Origin of the sequence: Achromobacter sp. D10 (assembly GCF_035282245.1) — a bacterium.
Lineage (GTDB): Bacteria > Pseudomonadota > Gammaproteobacteria > Burkholderiales > Burkholderiaceae_B > Achromobacter > Achromobacter insolitus.
The window spans coordinates 934,123-950,691 of record NZ_JAYJLE010000001.1; the positions used below are offsets into that span (position 1 = coordinate 934,123).

Consider the following 16,569-nt stretch of genomic DNA (forward strand, 5'->3'; position numbering starts at 1 on the left):
TCGTTTCGATGATCCTGACATTCAATAAGCGCGCCTTTGCCGCGCTGCTGGCCGTAACCGCGCTGGAAGCACTCATCGCCACTCTGGGCGCGCCCTATCCCTTCCTGCGGGGGGTCGTGGGCGACGTGGTGGCGGTGGGTTGGGCCTATCTGGTGTACCGCAGCTTCATCCGCGCGGAAGTCTTGACGCTGGCGCTGGCCGCACTCTTCACCGGCTATGCCGTGGAGTTGGGCCAGTACTTGGCTCGTCAATTCGGTTGGCGGCTGGAACAGCCGCTATTGCGCGTGATCCTGGGCAGCGTGCCCGACTGGTGGGACATGCTGGCCTATACGGTGGGGTTCGCGCTGGTGTTGGCGCTGGCCGCCTGGAACCGGCGCGGCGCCGCGTTGCGCGGCGCCTAGGCGCTTTTCAATATTGCTGCCTGGCCACGAGCGCCAGGCCTTACCGGAGATTCAGCCTGCCTGGCAGACCGGCGCGTCGTCGTGCGCGCGCGCGGCTGGCTTGGCCGTGCGCAGCGGTTGCAACTTGGCGTTGCGAAACGGCGCAAAGCACTCGGCCCAGGACGAAGGAAACAGCGGGGTGGCGTGACGCACCGCGTCGCGGCGGGCGTAATGCGTCAGCAGTTGTTGGCCGATCGGGGCGTCTCCCAGGGGATGGCGGGTAGTCATGGTATTTCCGTATTGCATTGAAAGTGTATTCATTGTACCAGCCTATCCGCCCGCCTGCCAGTCCCCGGAAGAGATCCCAAGTCATTGATCTGGAAAGACTGTCCCTGTTTATTCAATCGAATCTAGGAGGATCTTCGGGATTGCCCTAGCAGTCCAAAATAGTAGACGGTATACAATGTTCAGCATGCCCGGGCTAAGACCAGCCTGGAATCCTCACCACTGGACCTGGAGCGCGTCATGGCTGAACTGATGAACCGAGATGAATTCCGTACCGCGTTGGAAAACGCGATCAAGGGCAAGAGCGCCAACGCCTCGCCGTTTTCCATTGCCTGGGCAGAAGGCAAGCTCACCCGAGAGCATCTGCAACGCTGGGCCGAGAATCACTATCACTACGTCGGCCCATTCGCCGATTACCTGGGTTACCTGTACGCCCGCACGCCGGACTCCTATACCGAGGCCAAGGATTTCCTGCTGGCCAATATGTATGAAGAGGAAATCGGCGGCGACCGCCACACGGACCTGCTGATCCGCTTTGCCGAGGCCTGCGGCACCACGCGCGAACGGGTGACCAATCCCGACAACATGTCGCCCACCACGCGTGCGCTGCAAAGCTGGTGTTACGCCGTGGCGATGCGAGAGGATCCGATCGTGGCGGTGGCCGGCTTGGTGGTGGGCCTGGAATCGCAGGTTCCGTCCATCTACCGCAAGCAAACTCCCACCCTGCGTGAAAAGTACGGCTTCACCGACGAGGAAGTGGAGTTTTTCGATCTGCACATCGTGTCTGACGAAATCCACGGCGAACGCGGTTATCAGATCGTGCTGGAGCACGCCAACACGGTGGACCTGCAGCAGCGCTGCCTGAAGATCTGCGAGATCGGCGCCCAGATGCGGCTGCTGTACACGACCGCGCTCTATACCGACTACGTGCAGCAGGAAATCACGCTGCCCGAACTGGGTCTTGCTGCCTGATCAGCGCGCGGAGCCGTCCTGCGCCATGCGCGGGGCGGCCCCGGTCCCGCAGCTCCTGGACTAGAAAACCCATGCCTACCATTGTGTTTCATAAAGGCGGCCAGACCTACACCGATGTGGTGAAGGACAACACCAACCTGGTGGTGCGGGCCGGCATCAAGCAGTTTCCGTATCCGCATCTGCGTTACGAATGCGGCATGGGCAAGTGCGCCAAGTGCGCCTGCCGCGTGTTGGCCGGGGGCGAGCATCTGCCTCCGGTGAACTGGAAGGAAAAGAAGCAGTTGGGCGACCGTATCGAGCAGGGCTACCGGCTGGCGTGCCAGCTCTGGGTGAGCAACGACATCGAACTGGTCCAGGACGTGGAGGCATAGCGGCGATGGACCCGGTATACGTCATATTGACCAGCAAGCCCGGTGTGTTCCGCACGGAAGCGGACGAAGCTGCGGTGGATATCCTGGAAACCTACGATTACGCGTTCTACGGCCGCGCCCTGGCGGTCTACCGCATCGGGCGCCTGCGCGGGGATACCAAGCTGATCGTCACCGAGGAAACGCCGCCCTACGTGGTCAACCGCGTGCCATCCAAATTCCTCGAAAAGTTTGCGTCGGTGGAGGCGGCCCGCAAGGAGCTGGCCCACCTGACGCGCTTTGGCAGCATGGAATCGACTTTGACGCTGCGCCCTGGCGCCGTCGCCGCGGAGCATTGAGCAATATGGTTCAGATTACATTCCTCTCCAATGGCGGCAAAGTCGCCACGGCGCCGGAGAACAGCAACCTGCTGCGCGTGTCGTTGAAGGAAAAGGGCGGCATACCCTTCAAGTGCGGCGGCGGCCTGTGCGGCACCTGCAAATGCCGTATCGAAGAAGGGTTGGAAAACACCGACGCCATCAAGCCAAAAGAGCGCAAGCACCTGCGCCCGGAGGATTTCGAGGCCGGCTATCGCATGGCTTGCCAGACCTTTGTCAATGGCGACGTGAAGGTCTCGTGGGTGATCCAGAATGGCAAGGGCGTGGTGGTCGGCGCGGCGTCCGATCCTGTCGAAGCTGCGCCCTGACGCCCGCCGCCTAGGCCACCGATGCGTGCGGCTGCTGCTGCGCCTCGGTGTAGGCTTTGGCGGCGTTGTGCACGTGCTGGCTGGCCAGCAGCGCGGCCAGGTCGCCGTTGCCGGCGATGACGGCATTGAGGATCTGGGAGTGTTCGTCCCAGTTCTGTTTGGCGCGCAGCATGTTGCTGGGCGCGAACAACAGCGCCGTGCGGTCGCGCAGCGAACGCATCAAGTCAGTCAGCACCACATTGCCGCCGATCGTGGCCAGCATTTCGTGGAACTGGGAATTCAAAGCCAGGAACTTGTCCAGTTGTTCACCGCGGGCGGCTTCCGTGCCTTCGCGCAGGAAAGCCTGCAGCCGTTCCACCGTTTTATCGTCGCGGCGTTGCGCCGCAAGCTTCGCATTCAGGCCTTCCAGGGTGGCGCGGACCTCCACCATGTCATAGGCGACCGCGTCGGACAGCACCGACACTGAGGCGCCGCGCCGCGGTTCGATAGTCACCAGACCTTCGGCGGCCAGGGCTCGCAACGCCTCGCGCACCGGGATGCGCGACACGCCCATTTCTTCGGACAAACGGCCCTCGACCAGGCGGTCGCCGGGCGTGAACTCGCCACTGAGAATGCGCTCGCGCAGCTTGTCGCGGATGACGGCGAACAACTGCGGATGCTGCTCGCCGATTTTCAGCGAGGCGGAGTGCTGCGTTTCTGCGGCTTGCGGGCTGACGGGTGAGGTGGTCATGGCGAGCAGGTTTGGCTTAATGGATACAGTCTCCATTGTATTACCGGGTGTAGCTGCGCGGCTTGAGGGTCGAACTGCATCAGTGTCCCCAAAAAGCCTTGCCCAGTACGCCTAGCGCGCCCAAGGCGCACACCGCTAGCAGCACGCCTCGCACGGCGCGCGGAGGCAGGCGGTGGCGCAGCCGGTTGGAGACTGCAAAACCGGCCAGCAGGAAAGGCGCCAGGCTGAGCGCCAGCCCGGCGTGATAGCCCGTGTACCGCTTGGCCCACGCCAGCATGGCAAGCGAGAATATCGATCCCAGGAACAGGACCATGCCGAGGGTGGCGCGCAGGCGCGGGGGCGCGGCGTGCTGCATCACGATGGCGATGGGCGGCGCGCCCACCGAGGTCATGGTTCCCATGATGCCCGAGGCCACGCCCGCGCCCGAGACGCGTCCGGGCGTGGCTGAAAAATGCAGGCCCGCCGCGCTCAGCGCCACGGCGATCAGGATCAGGACCGCGAACAGTACGCCGAGCGCCTGCGGCGCAAAGCGCGTCATGGCGTAGATGGCGATCAGTGTGCCGACGGCGCGTCCTGCAAGAGCGTAGGACACCGAAGGCCAATGGATGGCGGTGCGCTCGCGCAGCGCGGTCAAGAGCGAAATGAAGCCGCCCAGCGTTAGCAGCGGCCCCGGCGCCAACTGGGGGAAGAATATGGCCGCCACCGGCGCGGCGAACATGGCGAAACCCACGCCGCCCACGCCCTGCGCGATCGCGGCGCCGAATACGACGGCGGCCATGGTGGCGTATTGCAGGAGATCGGGGTACGGCAGGGAGGATGTCATGCCTGGAACGTGTCTACTATGTATACGATAGTCTATCCAGGATTTTTACGAATTCCAAAAAATGCTTCAAACCTAGGGTAATCCCCTGATTTATTGGCGCTATTCATGGATTTTTCAGAATTATCGCTTTCCCTAGGCGGTGCATATTTTGATTGGTATAGCCACAAACGAAATATAGTATACCGAACGTGGCGCTACGACAGCCACGCATACAAGGGGAATAGCACATGCAAGCGGACGTAGTGCTCAACGCTGCTCACTGGATGTACCTGATCAGCGTCGCCGCCATCATCCTGACGATGATTTTGCGGGCCAACGTGGTGGTGCCGTCGGTGATCGGCACCTTTCTGGTGGTGCTTGCCATCACGGGCAATCCGATCAGCGCCCTGATAGGCATCTTCTCGGCCAGCTTCGTGGCGGCCAAGGAGCTGTTCAATATCTTTCTCGTGATCACCTTCATGACCGCGCTGCTCAACGCGCTGAAGACCCTGCAGGCGGACGTGCGGATGGTGCAGCCGTTTCGCCGGGTCATGCGGGGCGGGCATTCCTCCTTTCTGATCATCGCCCTCTGTACTTATGTGATCTCGCTATTTTTCTGGCCCACGCCAGCGGTGCCGCTGGTGTCCGCCATCCTGCTGCCCGCGGCCATCGCGGCCGGCCTGCCGCCCTTGGCCGGCGCCATGGCCATCGCCATCGCAGGCCAAGGCATGGCGTTGTCCTCGGACTATGTGATCGGGGTAGCGCCCAGCATCAGCGCCAAGGCGGCGGGCGCGGCGGTCAGCGCCGCCGTGGTCGCCGACCGCGCGCTGGTGCTGTCGCTGATTACCGGCGGGGTCGCGCTGGTTGCGGCCTACCTGTTGATCCGCAAGCACATCGTGCCCGCCGATGCGGCGCTTCTGTCTGCCTGGCAGGCCCGGGCCCAGGATGGCAGCCTGGCGCGCATCGAGCAGTCGGGATCCTTCGACAAGGCCGAGCTCGCTCGCGGCACCATGGGCGCGGATCCCGCGCTGCCCAGCGGCCCGGCCCTCAGCGAAGAAGAGCGCCGCCGCGTGCGCTGGTCCAAGACCTTCGCCGTCGTGACGCCCTTGGCTTTTCTGGCGGTGATCGCCGTCATGGTGCTGCCGCGCCTGTTTCCGTCGCTGCCCGCGTTGCGCGGCGGCGACGCGGCGGCGTTGGTGGGCGGCGTGGCCTTTGTCGTGATGATGCTGGTAACGCTGGCCGCGGAAGGCCCGCGCAAGATGCTGGACGTCTGTCCGGAACACGTCACCGACGGCTTTGTGTTTGCTTTCAAGGCCATGGGTTCGGTGCTGCCGATTGCGGGCTTCTTCTTCGTGGGCGCCAATGAGACCGCCGCGCAGATCCTGGGTGTGCCGCAAGCGCAGGCGCCCGGCCTGTTGTTCGAGGTGATTTCCGCCGGCCAGCACCTGATTCCCGAAAATCATTTCCTGGTGGCATTTGGGGTGCTGCTGGTCGGCATGATCACGGGGATCGACGGTTCCGGCTTCGCGGGCCTGCCCCTGACCGGCACCCTGTCCGGTGCGCTGGGGCCGGTCGTGGGCGTGGACCCTGCGACGTTGGCGGCAGTCGGGCAGATGGGCGCGGTCTGGACCGGAGGCGGCACGCTGATCGCCTGGTCCTCATTGATCGCCGTGGCGGGCTTTGCGCGGGTGAACGTGCTGTCGCTGGTGCGCGCCCTGCTATTGCCCGTGCTGCTGGCGCTGTTCGTTTCGACGATCTGCGCGGTGCTGATCTGGAGCTGATCCTGCTTGTGGGCTGCTTTGGGGCCCTGCGGGGCCCTTTTTTTCTGGATCTGGCCTGGCGAAGCAGGGGTTTACACGTATCGAACCATATTGATTAAAGTATACAATGTTCATAAGCCAACCCGCCCCGGCATTGCGGTAAGCCGGGCGCAGACTGAGGAATAGCTCCCGTGGACGATCTTTCGCAGCAAACGTTCCTGAACCACATCGGCGGCGCCTGGGTGCCCTGCGGTACCGGCAAGACGGCGCCCAATATCAATCCTGCCGATACCGACGACATCGTCGGCCGCTTCCAGGTGTCTGATGCGGAAGACGCCCGCCAGGCGGTGGCCGCGGCCGAGGCTGCCTTCGCGGGCTGGCGTGATACGCCGATCTCCAAGCGCGCCGCCATTCTGTTCCGCGCGGCCCAGTACCTGGAAGACCATGCCAGCGACATCGCGCGCGAACTGACGCGCGAAGAGGGCAAGAGCCTGAATCTGGCCAAGGACGAGGTGTTGCGCTCGGCGCAGACGATCCGCTTCTATGCGGTGGAGGGGCAGTCCTACACGGGCGAAACCTATCCCAACGACGATCCCGACATGGTGGTCTACAGCCAGCGCGAGCCGCTGGGCGTGGTGACGGTGATCTCCCCCTGGAACTTTCCGATTTCCATCCCCGCGCGCAAGATCGCTCCGGCGCTGATCACCGGCAACACGGTGGTATTCAAGCCGTCTTCCGATGCGCCCATGTCGGGCTACCGCCTGACCGAGGCCTTCGTGCAGGCAGGCCTGCCGGCCGGGGTGCTGAACTTCCTGACCGGTCCGGCCGGCGCCGTCGGCGAAGCCATCACGGCGGCACGGGCGGTGCGGGCAATTTCCTTTACCGGCTCCACTGCCGCCGGCGAACAGATCCACCGCACCGCGGGGCTGACCACCCGCACGCAGATGGAGCTGGGGGGCAAAAATCCGCTGATCGTGCTGGCGGACGCCGACCTGGACCGTGCCGTGGACCTGGCCGTGAAGGGCGGCTTTTCGCTGAGCGGCCAGGCCTGCACCGGCACGAGCCGCGTACTGGTGGACAAACGGGTGCGCCAAGCCTACACGGACAAGCTGCTGGCCCGCATCAAGACGCTGACCATCGGCAATGGCCTGGACGGCAACTTCGACCTGGGCCCGCTAGCCACGGCCAAGCAACTGGACAACGTGCTGGGTTACGTGGCGGTCGGCAAGCAGGAGGCCACCCATCTGTATGGCGGCGACCGCCTGACCGGCGCCGGGTTCGAACGCGGCTATTACGTATCGCCAGCGCTGTTTACCGACGTCACCCAGCAAATGCGCATTGCCCGCGAAGAAATATTCGGTCCCGTGATCGCGCTGATCGAGGTGGATGGCTACGAAGACGCCATTGCCAAGGCCAACGACACCGAGTACGGGTTGTCGGCCGCCATTGCGACCACCGACGCGCGCTATGCGCACCGCTTCGCTCGGGATATCCAGGCTGGCACAGTGAAGATAAACCGGACCACCACCGGCAACCTGATCAACGCGCCGTTCGGCGGCCTCAAGCATTCCAGTACGTCCACGTTTCGCGAATCGGGCCGCGTGGGGCTGGAGTTCTACACACAGATCAAAACTGTCTACCGCGCCGGCTGATTCCGCGCGATCCCATAACGGCACTCAGGAGAGGTCATTCCCATGAAGCAGGTCTATCGTCTGGAACTGGAAGAAGCGCGCGCAATGGTGCGCGCTGCCATCGCGAAATCGGAAGAGATCGGCGTGCTGGAGTCGATATGCATCGTCGACGACGGCGGCTATCCGATAGCACTGGAGCGCATGGACGGCGCCCGCATCACCGGCCCGCAGATCGCCTGGAACAAGGCCTTCACGGCGGCGGGGCACAAGCGTTCCACGCACCTTTTCAATACGCCGCCCAACGGCCCGGCGCTGCCCGGCAACGAGGCCTTTGGCATCCAGTGGAGTTTTGACGGCAAGTTCGCCGTGTTTGTCGGCGGTTTTCCCATCGTGGTGAACGATGAGGTGATCGGCGGCGTCGGCCTGAGCGGCGGCAACGGCGAACAGGACACCAAGGCTGGCCTGGCCGCGCTGGCGGCGTTGGCGGCACTGCTGGAGCCGCGCGGCATGAAAGTGCTGGTCGAGGCGGACATCAAGAAATAAGCGAGGCCGGCCATGGCATACCGCGTGCATATCCTGCAAACCGACGAGTCATTCCAGGTTGAAGAAGGCGAATCCGTGCTGCAGGCCGCCGATCGTGCGGCGGTGAAGCTGCCGCACGAGTGCACCTTCGGCGGCTGCGGCACTTGCCGCATCAAACTGGAGTCCGGCGCCGTGGAGTACGAGGAATTTCCCATGGCCCTGACACCCGAAGAAGCCGCCGAAGGCTACGCGCTGGCTTGCCAGGCGCAGCCATTGGGCGATCTATGCATCAGTGTGGCGAGCAGCCGGCAATCGTTTCCGGAACCGCGCCGCTTGCCCGCCACCATTCACCGCATCGAACGGTATTGCGAGGACGTCATCCACCTGACGCTGGCGCTGCCCGAGGAGGGCCTGGACTATGTGCCGGGCCAGTACATGAATGTGGTGCTGCCCGACGGCGAGACACGCAGCTTTTCCATGGCATCCGCGCCTGCCGGGAATCTGGTGGATTTTCACGTGCGCCGCATCCCCGGCGGCCGCTATACCGACCATTGGCTGGGCCAGGCGCAAGCAGGAGCCGACGTGGAGATCGAAGCGCCGCTGGGCGTATTCAGCTATCACGAGGAAGACTGGCGGCCGCTCATCATGATGGCCACGGGCACCGGCATCGCGCCGATCAAGGCCATCCTGGAATCGCTGCTGGACAACGAGGATTGCCCGCCCGTCACGCTTTACTGGGGCATGCGCACCGAGGCGGACCTGTACCTGCGCGACGAGATCGAAAGCTGGGCAGGTCGGCTGTACGAATTTACCTTCGTGCCGGTGCTGTCGCGGGCGGGCGCGGACTGGCAAGGGCGCCGTGGTCACGTGCAGCAGGCGGTCATGGAAGACCACGAAGACCTGTCCGAACACGCCTTCTACCTATGCGGCGCCCCGGACATGATCCACGAGGCCAAGAGCCTCCTGGCCGCGCGCGGCGCGAGCCTGGAACACATGTATTCCGACAGCTTTACCTTCCAGCACGCGCTGGCCGCCGCCTGAGAGGCCAGCGCGGCCCTAACGGTACACCAGCACCGGCAGGCGGGTGCGAGCCAGCACGCGTTGCGTTTCGCTGCCCAGCAAGAAGCCCGTCATGCCGTGCCGGCCATGCGAACCCATTACGATCAGGTCGCACCCCTGGTTCTGCGCCGCCTCGACGATGGCCTCGTGGGGATGGTCGTTGACAGTGACAACCGCGTTGCACGGCACCAGTGCATGGCGCGCTTCCATTTCCAGGTTGTCCAGATAGGTTTGCGCGTTCTTGCGAGCCTGGTCAGTGTGGTGCGCCTGCGTGGTGCCCAGCATCTCGGCCTGATAGACCAGCAGATGGTCCTCCGGGATGGCGCGGATGAGCGTGATGGTGGCGCCCATTTCCTTGGCGAAAACAAGAGCGCGCTTGAAGGCCGATTCGGACAACAGGGAGCCGTCCACGGCGACGAGCAAGTGCTTATACATGTTGCCTCTCCTTTAGGAAAAGGAATAGGGAGCAACTCGCCAATCCAGTATAGGCTTGCCGTTCCCTGCAATCCAGTCCTGCAGAAGGACGAGGCTGGCGGCTTGCGGTAATCCCGCATATTTCCAAAAGAAGCCGAACCCGGCGATCCACATAACCTCATATCGACTAAGTATTTTTCGCCGCCTCGCAGCGATGACAGAATCGGTTCGTCTCCATGAACCCCCCTCCGGAATCGAATTCCCATGTCATCGCTACGTCGCCAGGTCTTCGCCCGAGTGCTCGCCATTGCGGGCAGTCCGTCGCAGCGCTCCCGTTCCTCGCTGTTGCTCCGGCACGCCGCCGGGATCCTGCAATCGCGAGGCCTGGCGGTCGGTGAACTGGGCCTGCGCGATATCCCCGCCGAAGAACTGATCGAAGGCCATTACGCCGGCGCCGCGGCCAACGCGTTGCGCGCGCGGGTGGCGGCGGCCGATGCCGTGCTGATCTCGACACCCGTATACCAGGCATCCTTTTCCGGCGGCTTGAAAGCGGTGCTGGACTTGCTGGACCCCAAGGCGCTGGCGGGCAAGGTGGTGCTGCCCATCGCCACGGGCGGCAGCCCGGCGCATCTGCTGGCGCTGGAGTACGGGTTGAAGCCCGTGCTGTCGGCGCTGGGTGCGCGGCACATCCTGGCGGGCGTCTACGCCACCGACGCGCAGGTACAGGTGGACGAGTTCGGCGTGGGCGAGATAGACGCCGAGGTGCGCCGGCGCCTGGAGGATTCGGTGGAACGCCTGTCCGAACAAACGCTGCCACGCGGCGCCATCGCCCATGAATCCTACGATCTGGGTCGGCTCGCCCTGGCGGGCGGATTCAGCGTCTGACCTATGTTGCGCGCCCGTCCCATCCCTGCTGTCGATACCTGGATCCTGCGCGGGCTGGGGCCGGTGCTGCTGGTGGCGTTATGGCTGGGCAGCGGCGTTGCGCCCAGGCCGCTGCTGTGTGCGCTGAGCTTGTTCCTGCCGGTCCTGGTCCAGACGGCGCGCGGGCTGCGCGCGGTGGATCCGGCGCTGGTCGAGACCGGCCGCTCTCATGATTTGCGTGGTTGGTCTCTTTTTCTGCATGTGCTCCTGCCCGGCGCGTTGCCGTTCATCCTGACGGGGCTGAGGCAGGGATTGGGACTTTTATGGCTGACCTTGATCGCGCTGGAACTCTTCGTGACGCCCTCGGGCCTGCTGCCGCTGCCGGCCGGCAAACCGTCGGGCGCCGCAGCATTGTTGCTGGGCATCGCGCTTTACGCGGCCCTCTGCGCGGCGTCGGGGGCGCTGATTGGTGTTCTGGAGCGCTGGCTGCTGCGCTGGAGGCCGCGATGATGTTCACCAACCCCAACGAGTTCGAGCTGCTGCAATACCTGGAGTCGCACGGCCAGATCGAACCGGATGCGGAGCCCGACGCTGGCGCGCAACCCGCGCTGCGCGTGACCCTGCGCAAGCTGGCCAGGCGTTTTGACGGGCGCGTCGCGCTGCAGGCGCTGGATCTGGAGATCGCGCCAGGCGAGTTCGTGGCCGTGGTCGGGAGCGTCGGCAGCGGCAAGAGCACCCTGTTGCGGCTGTTGGCGGGCCAATTGGCGCCCACCGACGAGCGCGGCGGCGAGCCCAGCCGGTCGCCCCTGTTGTTCGACAACTTTCCCAGTTGGGCGCCCGATAGCCGCGTGCGCCTGCTGCTGCCGGACGCGCGTCTGCTGCCCTGGAAGACCGTGCTGCAAAACGTGGCCCTGGGTCTGGCCGGAACGGCACAGGCGGCCGACGCCTTGCGGCAGGTAGGCCTCGACGGCCACGGAGGCGATTGGCCGGCTCAGGTTTCCGAACCGCAACGCCAACGCGTGGCGCTGGCGCGCGCATTGGCGCGCCGCCCGGGGCTGCTACTGCTGGACGAGCCCTACGCGGGACTGGACGCGCTGGCCCGGATCGAGATGCAACGCTTGCTGGAAGATTGCTGGCGCCAGCAGGGTTTTACCGCTGTGCTGGCAACTCACGACGCGGCCGAGGCCGTGACGGTGGCGGATCGCATCCTGGTGCTGGACGAAGGCGGCGTGGCGCTGGACGAGCGTGTCGGCCTGGCGCGTCCGCGCGCGCGTGGCTCGGCCGCGTTTGCCGCGCTGCAAGCGCGGGTGCTGCGCGCTGCGCTGCGGCAACAAGACACGCCGGATACCGAAAGACCCTTGGCGCCCGTCATCCAGATTCGCCATCTGAAGCTGGCGGTCTGAGGCCGCGCTTCGTGATTCACGCCCGGGTGGCATGGCGCCGCCCATTACTCCAGGAGCAAGACCATGAGCATTCAATCCATCAACGCCCGCAACCAGTTCCGCGGCAAGATCAAGGAGATCATCCTGGGGCCGGTGGTGTCCGAGGTGGACGTGGATACGCCGGCCGGCATTGTGACCTCGGTGATCACGACCCGGTCGGTCAAAGAACTGGATCTGCAGGTCGGCACCGAGGTGCTGGCCTTCGTCAAGGCGACCGAGGTTTCCGTCGCCAAACTGTGACCGGGAATAGATGTGCGCCGGCGCTTCCCCTGCGCCGGTGTTAGGCATATATTGTCAGCGCGATATCCGGCAGTTTCCTCCTGGCTTGTGGCTTCATGCTTTGCGATTCACGGAGAACGGAAAATGCGTCGACTGCAACGGTGGTTCATCGGCTGGTTATGCCTGGGGCTGGCTGTCTGCTTCCCCGCCACGGCGCAGACCAAGCTGGACAACGCGCAACTGGATCAGCTGATGGCGCCCGTGGCGCTGTATCCGGATTCGCTGCTTTCGCAAATACTCATGGGAGCGACCTACCCTGACGATGTCGCGGCGGCTGCCAAATGGTCGGCGGCGCACACGTCGGAATCCGGCGACAAGGCGGTCCAGGCGGTCGAGGGCGAGTCCTGGGATCCCAGCGTCAAATCCCTGGTGGCGTTTCCCTCGGTCATGGATATGATGGGTCGCCAGCCGGATTGGGTGAAATCCGTCGGCGACGCCTTCCTGGCGCAACCCGAGGCCGTCATGGACTCGGTCCAGCGGCTGCGCAAGCAGGCTCAAAAGGCGGGCAACCTGAAGAGCACACCACAGCAGACCGTGAAGACCACGACTGAAAACGAAAAGACCGTCGTGGTGATCGAACCGGCGGACCCGCAGGTGGTGTACGTGCCCAGCTACAACCCGACCGTGGTGTACGGGACGTGGGCGTACCCCTCCTATCCGCCTTACTACTATCCCCCGCCGCCGGGATCGATGTTTGCGACGTCGCTGGTCGCCGGCATCGGGTTCGGGCTGGGGGTCGCGGCCATCAACTCCATGTGGGGCGATGCCAACTGGGGGCATGGCGACATCGACATCGACGTCGACCGCTACAACAACATCAACGTCAACAATCGCATAGACCGCAATAACGTCACCAATAACCGGTCCACCTGGCAGCACAATGCCGCCAATCGCGGCAGTACGCCCTATGCCGACCAGGCCAGCCGCCAGCGCTTCGATAGTCAGCGGCAGGCGGGCCTGCAGAACCGTGCGCAGGGGGCGGGTCAGGGCGGCCGAGCCGCCGCCGCGGCGCCCGCGGTCGGTTCCCGCGACGCCGCCCGCCAGCGGGCGGCCCAGTCGTTTGAAGGTCGCACCGGGCAACCCATTGCCGGTCATTCCGGCCCGGACGGGGCGCGCGGACAGGGCGCGGGCCGGGGCGAAGGCGCCGCCGGCCGTGGACAGGGTCAGGGGCCGCAGGGCGGCCGGGACCGTTCCTCCAGTGTGTCCACGCAGGACAGGGCGCAAGGGCGGTCGGCCGGTGCGTCCAGCGTGTCCACGCAAGACCGGCAGGCCGCGGCCCAGCGCCAGCGCGCCGACGAATCCGCCGCGCGCGACCGCGCGCGTGCGTCCAACAGCCACACCGCGTTGAGCGGTGCGGGCGACGGCGACCGCATGCGGCAGCAGAACCAGCGAGGCGAAATGAGCCGCGGCGGAGGGGGGCATCGCAGCCCCGGCGCGAGCGCGCCGCACCGCGGCGGCGGGGGCGCTCCCCATCGCGGCGGCGGTGGCGGCCGGGGCGGCGGTGGCCGGAGGTAAGCACCATGAACAACGGAGGTCTTATGACGATTGCTCGTTTGCGCGCGCTTTGCGCCGCGTCGGTGCTTGCGCTAGGCTTCGCGGCCCCCTCCATGGCGCAGAGCCTGTATCCCAGTGCCCAGGCGGCCGCGCAGGCATTCACCGACGCGCTGGCCACAAATGACGTCGATGCCCTGGCCAAGGTGCTGGGCCCGAACCACCGGCAGATCGTGCCGGGCGGCGTGGACCAGGAGGATATCTACCGGTATCTCGCGGCCTGGGTGCGTAAGCACGAGATCGTGGCCGACGGCGGCCGCTCCTGGGTGGCGGTCGGCGATTCCGGATGGACGCTGCCGGTGCCGATCGTGCGCGCTGGCCAGGGATGGCGCTTCGATCCGATGGCGGGCAAGGCGGAAATCCGTCGCCGCGCAATCGGGCGCAACGAACTGACGGCCATCGATACATTGCGACAGTTGCAGGCTGCCCAGGCCCGCTACAAGGACGGGGTGGGCCAGGGGCGCTATGCGAGCCGCCTTGTCAGCCGTCCCGGACACCGGGACGGCCTGTATTGGCCAGAGGTGCCCGGCGCGCCGCAGCAGGCCTTCGGCCTGGATGCGCTGAGCATGGGGCCGGAAGTGCCGGTGGACGACGCCTATTACGGCTATCGGTACAAGGTAATACCCGGCCCCGCGGGCGACTCTTACCGCATCGTCGCCTGGCCGGCCCGGTATGGGCAGACCGGCATTGATTCTTTTGTCGTGGGGCCTGAAGGGGGCGTGCTGGAAGCCGACCTCGGGCCCTCGTCCGCAGCGCGCGCAGCGGCGCTGCGGGAACGCGATATCAGTGCCGGAACCTGGACTGACGCCGACGCGCAACCCGTTGGCAGTAAATGATTTTTCCGGCTTCTGAGGTGCAAGCCGTGCACGCCTGTTGCTGGGTCGCAACAGGCGTGTCCGTTTGTCGACCGAGCATGGCGCGACGCGCTTTTGTCAGCCTGCTGTGCCTAAAATGGCGAGCACCGGGACCCTGCCCGATACCCCTTTGCCGGACCTAGAAATTGAATCCCATGCATTTTGTCCGCTACGCCTTGTTCGGCGTAGGGATGGCGCTGAGCGCCGCGGCGGCTTCGGCCCCGATTTTCGTCCTGAACTCCCTGGACGCCAACGTCAGCATCGTTGATCCGAGCTCGTACAAGGAATTGCGGCGCGTGCCTACGGGCAAGGAACCGCATCACCTTTATCTCACGCCGGACGAGAAGTCGCTGATGGTGGCCAACGCCACCAGCGATTCGATCACCCTGATGGACCCCAAGACCGGCGAAGTGCAACGCACGCTGACCGGCATCGTCGATCCCTACCAGCTGCAGTTTTCGCCGGACATGAAGTGGTTCGTGACCGCGGCCAACCGCCTGGACCACATCGACATTTATGCCTGGCAGCCGCTGGAAAAGGGCTTTGACCTGAAGCTGGTCAAGCGCATTCCGGCCGGCAAGACGCCCAGCCACATCATGATCGACAAAACCAGCACCACGGCCTACGTTACGCTGCAGGATAGCGATCAGCTCATCGCCATTGACCTGGCGACGCAGACGCCGAAGTGGACCGTGTCGGTGGGCAAGACCCCGGCCGACGTATTCCTGACGCCCGATCAGAAGACTCTGCTGGTGGCGCTGACCGGCGATTCCTACGTCGAGGCCTACGACGTCAGCAACGGCCCGGCCAAGCTGGTGACGCGCATCAAGACCGCGGCGGGCGCCCATGCCTTCCGCGCGCAGGGCGACCACCGCCACCTGTTCGTCAGCAACCGTACCGCCAACTCTATCAGCCGCATCGATCTGCAAACCCTGGCCGTGACCGACACCTTCGCGGTGCCGGGCGGCCCGGACTGCATGGACGTGCTGGCCGACGGCAAGACGCTGCTGGTCACCTCGCGCTGGGCCCGCAAGCTCACCGTGGTGGACCTGGAGCAGAAGAAGGTGGTCAATCAGGTGCCGGTGGGCAAGTCTCCCCACGGCGTCTGGACCCTGAACCATGCTCCTACAAGATAAAAAGAAAGGGCCCCGACGCGGCGCATGCTTTGCGGGCTTGCTGCCCGGCAAGGCAAAACGCCTCCGCGCAGCGGTCGTGGTCGCGCTGGTTTTGCCCGCGATGGGCATGGCAGCGCCGGCGGTTTGCGATAAGCCGGTTTACCTGACTTTCGATACCGGCCACATGGGCGTGGCGCCGCTGGTTGCCGAGGTGTTGGCCCGCCATCAGGTCAAGGTCACTTTTTTCCTGGCCAACGAACGCACCCTGACCGATGGTTCCAGCCTGGACGACGTGTGGGCGCCGTGGTGGAAGGCGCGCGCGGCCGAGGGCCATGTCTTCGGCTCGCATACCTACGACCACGTGTATTGGCAGGCCGATCTGCCCGGCGGCAAATTCCGCGTCAAGCCCAGCGCCGGCCCGGATGCGGGCAAGCGCGCCGAGTGGACGCCCGAGCAGTATTGCGCCGAAATCAAGCGCTCCGCCACCCGTTTCCACCAGATGACGGGCAAGAATATCCTGCCTATCTACCGCGCTCCGGGCGGCAAGACCTCGCCCGCCCTGCTCAAGGCCGCCAAAGCCTGCGGTTTCGAGCACGTGGGCTGGGCGCCTGCCGGCTTTCTGGGCGACGAGCTGCCCAGCGACAAGTATCCGAACGCCCGCCTGCTGGACCAAGCCCTGCGCACCATCAAGCCTGGCGACATCCTGCTGGCCCACCTGGGCATCTGGTCGCGCCAGGATCCCTGGGCGCCGGCCGTGCTGGAGCCGCTGATTGAAGGTTTGCAGCGCAAGGGCTATTGTTTTGCTACCTTGGACACGCACCCGTCCTACCGCGATTGGATCGCTACTCATCACTGA

Annotated in this window: 21 protein-coding genes; 17 read left to right on the forward strand and 4 right to left on the reverse strand. The window is 65.0% G+C overall.

What is annotated here, in order from left to right; translation table 11 throughout:
* The first annotated feature begins 8 nt into the window (after positions 1-8).
* Entirely contained in the window at positions 9-401 is a 393-nt protein-coding gene (locus tag VCS63_RS04460; RefSeq protein ID WP_238913100.1) for a DUF2809 domain-containing protein, read from the forward strand.
* A gap of 51 nt (positions 402-452) precedes the next feature.
* On the opposite strand, the gene VCS63_RS04465 is transcribed toward VCS63_RS04460, so the two are convergent.
* Positions 453-668 (reverse strand): hypothetical protein, encoded by a 216-nt coding sequence (locus VCS63_RS04465; protein ID WP_063639264.1) that lies wholly within the window; start codon positions 666-668, stop codon positions 453-455.
* 237 nt (positions 669-905) lie between these two features.
* Between VCS63_RS04465 and VCS63_RS04470 the strand changes: the two genes are divergently transcribed.
* The 4 genes from VCS63_RS04470 (at position 906) to VCS63_RS04485 (ending at position 2,690) form a co-directional block, all read left to right on the forward strand.
* Positions 906-1,637: a TenA family transcriptional regulator gene (locus VCS63_RS04470; RefSeq protein WP_042795630.1), complete on the forward strand. Its 732-nt coding sequence runs from the start codon at positions 906-908 to the stop codon at positions 1,635-1,637.
* 71 nt (positions 1,638-1,708) lie between these two features.
* Positions 1,709-2,008: a 2Fe-2S iron-sulfur cluster-binding protein gene (locus tag VCS63_RS04475; RefSeq protein ID WP_042795629.1), complete on the forward strand. Its 300-nt coding sequence runs from the start codon at positions 1,709-1,711 to the stop codon at positions 2,006-2,008.
* Positions 2,009-2,013: 5 nt separating this feature from the next.
* A complete protein-coding gene (locus VCS63_RS04480) occupies positions 2,014-2,343 on the forward strand; it encodes a hypothetical protein (protein ID WP_042795628.1) in 330 nt (109 codons plus the stop codon).
* The gene (locus VCS63_RS04485) at positions 2,340-2,690 is read left to right on the forward strand and encodes a 2Fe-2S iron-sulfur cluster-binding protein (protein ID WP_063639267.1); all 351 of its coding nucleotides are present in this window, start codon (positions 2,340-2,342) and stop codon (positions 2,688-2,690) included. The genes VCS63_RS04480 and VCS63_RS04485 overlap by 4 nt, the downstream gene beginning before the upstream one ends.
* 10 nt (positions 2,691-2,700) lie before the next feature.
* On the opposite strand, the gene VCS63_RS04490 is transcribed toward VCS63_RS04485, so the two are convergent.
* Both VCS63_RS04490 and VCS63_RS04495 read right to left on the reverse strand, forming a co-directional pair.
* Complete coding sequence (locus tag VCS63_RS04490) at positions 2,701-3,420, reverse strand: GntR family transcriptional regulator (RefSeq protein ID WP_042795626.1); 720 nt, start codon at positions 3,418-3,420, stop codon at positions 2,701-2,703.
* A 79-nt stretch (positions 3,421-3,499) separates the two neighbouring features.
* A complete protein-coding gene (locus tag VCS63_RS04495) occupies positions 3,500-4,243 on the reverse strand; it encodes a sulfite exporter TauE/SafE family protein (protein ID WP_323878580.1) in 744 nt (247 codons plus the stop codon).
* Between the two features lie 227 nt (positions 4,244-4,470).
* Between VCS63_RS04495 and VCS63_RS04500 the strand changes: the two genes are divergently transcribed.
* The 4 genes from VCS63_RS04500 to VCS63_RS04515 all read left to right on the forward strand — a co-directional run bounded on the left by VCS63_RS04500 (position 4,471) and on the right by VCS63_RS04515 (position 9,176).
* On the forward strand, positions 4,471-6,003 hold the full coding sequence (locus VCS63_RS04500) for a hypothetical protein (protein WP_042795625.1): 1,533 nt from the start codon (positions 4,471-4,473) through the stop codon (positions 6,001-6,003).
* 170 nt (positions 6,004-6,173) lie between these two features.
* Complete coding sequence (locus tag VCS63_RS04505) at positions 6,174-7,634, forward strand: aldehyde dehydrogenase family protein (protein WP_082900741.1); 1,461 nt, start codon at positions 6,174-6,176, stop codon at positions 7,632-7,634.
* Between the two features lie 42 nt (positions 7,635-7,676).
* Positions 7,677-8,156 carry a GlcG/HbpS family heme-binding protein gene (locus tag VCS63_RS04510; protein WP_042795623.1) on the forward strand — a complete coding sequence of 160 codons (480 nt, stop codon included), beginning with the start codon at positions 7,677-7,679 and terminating at the stop codon, positions 8,154-8,156.
* Positions 8,157-8,168: 12 nt separating this feature from the next.
* Complete coding sequence (locus VCS63_RS04515) at positions 8,169-9,176, forward strand: 2Fe-2S iron-sulfur cluster-binding protein (RefSeq protein ID WP_323878582.1); 1,008 nt, start codon at positions 8,169-8,171, stop codon at positions 9,174-9,176.
* A gap of 15 nt (positions 9,177-9,191) precedes the next feature.
* Here the strand turns inward: VCS63_RS04515 and VCS63_RS04520 are convergent, their stop codons facing one another.
* On the reverse strand, positions 9,192-9,629 hold the full coding sequence (locus VCS63_RS04520) for a universal stress protein (RefSeq protein ID WP_042795621.1): 438 nt from the start codon (positions 9,627-9,629) through the stop codon (positions 9,192-9,194).
* 243 nt (positions 9,630-9,872) lie between these two features.
* Between VCS63_RS04520 and ssuE the strand changes: the two genes are divergently transcribed.
* From ssuE to VCS63_RS04560, 8 genes are all read left to right on the forward strand, one after another.
* Positions 9,873-10,493, forward strand: a complete 621-nt coding sequence (ssuE, locus tag VCS63_RS04525) for an NADPH-dependent FMN reductase (RefSeq protein ID WP_042795620.1) — start codon at positions 9,873-9,875, stop codon at positions 10,491-10,493.
* Between the two features lie 3 nt (positions 10,494-10,496).
* Complete coding sequence (locus VCS63_RS04530) at positions 10,497-10,982, forward strand: ABC transporter permease (protein ID WP_323878584.1); 486 nt, start codon at positions 10,497-10,499, stop codon at positions 10,980-10,982.
* A complete protein-coding gene (locus VCS63_RS04535) occupies positions 10,979-11,875 on the forward strand; it encodes an ATP-binding cassette domain-containing protein (protein ID WP_104653892.1) in 897 nt (298 codons plus the stop codon). The genes VCS63_RS04530 and VCS63_RS04535 overlap by 4 nt, the downstream gene beginning before the upstream one ends.
* Positions 11,876-11,938: 63 nt before the next feature.
* Positions 11,939-12,154, forward strand: a complete 216-nt coding sequence (locus VCS63_RS04540) for a TOBE domain-containing protein (protein ID WP_006227327.1) — start codon at positions 11,939-11,941, stop codon at positions 12,152-12,154.
* Positions 12,155-12,277: 123 nt separating this feature from the next.
* Positions 12,278-13,708 carry a DUF3300 domain-containing protein gene (locus tag VCS63_RS04545; RefSeq protein WP_323878590.1) on the forward strand — a complete coding sequence of 477 codons (1,431 nt, stop codon included), beginning with the start codon at positions 12,278-12,280 and terminating at the stop codon, positions 13,706-13,708.
* Between the two features lie 23 nt (positions 13,709-13,731).
* Positions 13,732-14,580 carry a DUF2950 family protein gene (locus tag VCS63_RS04550; RefSeq protein WP_223306399.1) on the forward strand — a complete coding sequence of 283 codons (849 nt, stop codon included), beginning with the start codon at positions 13,732-13,734 and terminating at the stop codon, positions 14,578-14,580.
* Between the two features lie 173 nt (positions 14,581-14,753).
* Positions 14,754-15,734 carry a hypothetical protein gene (locus VCS63_RS04555; protein WP_042795618.1) on the forward strand — a complete coding sequence of 327 codons (981 nt, stop codon included), beginning with the start codon at positions 14,754-14,756 and terminating at the stop codon, positions 15,732-15,734.
* 100 nt (positions 15,735-15,834) lie between these two features.
* Positions 15,835-16,569, forward strand: coding sequence for a polysaccharide deacetylase family protein (locus VCS63_RS04560; protein WP_104654142.1), 735 nt, complete (start codon positions 15,835-15,837; stop codon positions 16,567-16,569).